The 1,959-nt window shown below is 66.0% G+C and carries 1 protein-coding gene and 3 pseudogenes; 2 read left to right on the plus strand and 2 right to left on the minus strand.

The genetic code is table 11. The annotated features are described in order from the left end of the window. Positions 1-158: pseudogene (locus tag ACIP4X_RS35715) on the plus strand (IS5/IS1182 family transposase); the annotation flags it as partial. An 87-nt stretch (positions 159-245) separates the two neighbouring features. Here ACIP4X_RS35715 and ACIP4X_RS35720 read toward each other — a convergent pair. Then, positions 246-470 (minus strand): group II intron maturase-specific domain-containing protein, encoded by a 225-nt coding sequence (locus ACIP4X_RS35720; protein WP_358735474.1) that lies wholly within the window; start codon positions 468-470, stop codon positions 246-248. A gap of 32 nt (positions 471-502) precedes the next feature. After that, positions 503-1,684: pseudogene (gene ltrA, locus ACIP4X_RS35725) on the minus strand (group II intron reverse transcriptase/maturase). A 181-nt stretch (positions 1,685-1,865) separates the two neighbouring features. Between ltrA and ACIP4X_RS35730 the strand changes: the two are divergent. Beyond that, a pseudogene (locus ACIP4X_RS35730) lies at positions 1,866-1,959 on the plus strand (IS5/IS1182 family transposase); the annotation flags it as partial.

The following is a 1,959-nucleotide window of genomic DNA, read 5'->3' on the forward strand; positions in this document are numbered from 1 at the left end:
TTCGGGAGTTCCACGACCGGCTGCGCGGGCAGGTCCGCGAGAAGGCGGGGCGCGACGCCCAGCCGACGGCCGGGGTGATCGATTCGCAGTCGGTCGAGGCAGACGCCGTGGTCGGCGTGGACAGTCGCGGCTTCGACGGCGGCAAGCTGGTCAACGGGTCGAGCAGCCGGGAGGGATCTCACCTCCCGGCCCTCACAGAACCGTGCGTAACAGTCTCCCGTTACACGGCTCTTGCCGCTCTGATCTCAGATCAACAGGGCTCCCTGCGTGGGCGAAAAGCGCCAGTGGGCGAGCATGCGGGGGTACCGCTGGGCGATCTCCCGAAGCTTCGCCAGCGCCTTCCGTTTGCCCGCGAGCCGTCGGTACTTCTTGCGGATCCAGCGCACCAGGTAGGCGTTGATGCGCATGACGAAGGAGTGCAGCTCCCACGGCCGGAACCGGCCGTAGTAGTGGAGCCAGCCCGCCACCATCGGATTGATCCGTCGGGCGAGCTCGCCGAAGGTCAGGTCGGACCGGCGCTGATCGCCGGCTCGAACGAAAGGAACGGGTTCCCGTGCCGACTCCGGCTTCTCCTGGCGCGGAACGTGTACCCGAGGAAGGTGAACGCCTCGTGCTCGTACGAGCCGGGGCGTGAGCCGTCCTTGCAGTAGACGATCCGGGTCTTGTCCGGGTGCAGTTGCAGCCCGACCTCGGCCATCCTGTCCTCCAGCGCCGCCAGGACCTCGCGGGCCTGGCGCTCGGAGACGCAGTGCAGCACGGCGTCGTCCGCGTAGCACTCGAACTGCACGGTCGGGTATTCCCGGGCCATCCAGGTGTCGAACGCGTAGTGCAGGAACAGGTTCGCCAGGACGGGAGACACCGGGGCGCCCTGTGGCGTCCCACGCTCCCGCTGGTGCAGGGTGCCGTCGGGCATGGCGAGCGGGGCGGCGAGTCACCTGCGCACGTACAACTTCACCCAGACGGCATCCGTATGGATCTCCACCGCCTTGACAAGCAGGTCCCAGGGCACGCTGTCGAAGAACTTCCGGATGTCAAGCTCGACCACCCAGTTCCGTTTCCAGCAGCGTTCCCGGCATTTCCCCACCGTGTCCAGGGCAGATCGTCCGGACCGGTATCCGTAGCTGTCCGGATGGAAAACCGGTTCCACCCTCCGCATGAGATGCCGGGCCACCACGGTCTGCGCCACCCGATCCGAGATAGCGGGAATGCCCAGCATTCTCGTGCCTCCGCCGTGTGGCTTCGGGATCTCCACCGCGCGCGCCGGAGGCGGGAAGTAGGAGCCCGACGACATACGATTCCAGACCTTGTAGAGGTTGTTCTTCAGGTCCTTCTCGAAGTCCTCGATACTCTGCCCATCCACACCGGGCGCACCCTTGTCAGCCCTGACTTCCTCCCATGCCTCCATAACCTCCCGCTTCGAGATATCGAACGGCTTGATCCGAGACTTCAACTGGCTCATCCCACTCCTCCCGGAGGACTTCCGGTTGATGCGATCAACACAGTCACGAGCGGCCCGGCCCCTTCGCTCCGCCCCCGTTACAGGGGCCTCAGCACTACTACGGACCGGTCCGCCAGCAGGGCCCGCGTCGGTACTCGACCCCTCACAGTTGCGTCTGCTCGGAGCACTCCCTCTCCCCCACCCGTTCCGGCGGAGAGTATCGGAACCTGCCTTCTCCTGTTCCATGCGAGAGCGGCAGACCAGGCTCACGTCGCCTCCATGCCGGACACCGCCTGGCCAATAAACGGGCACCCGCCAGGCTCACCCCGGGGATTTGCGTACTCCCCGGTTTCGATCTTCATCTCCCGCACAGCACCGCTATTTGAAGTTCGCTACCACCAACTCCCTTTCGCGTTCAGGACACACACGCAAGCGGCACGTCGTGGTCGACACCCTCGGCCTGCTGCTGGACGTGATGGTCACCGCTGCGGATGTCGGCGACCGCGCCGCCGCCCACGTCC

The organism is Streptomyces sp. NPDC088817 (genome assembly GCF_044750345.1).
Taxonomy (GTDB): Bacteria; Actinomycetota; Actinomycetes; order Streptomycetales; family Streptomycetaceae; genus Streptomyces.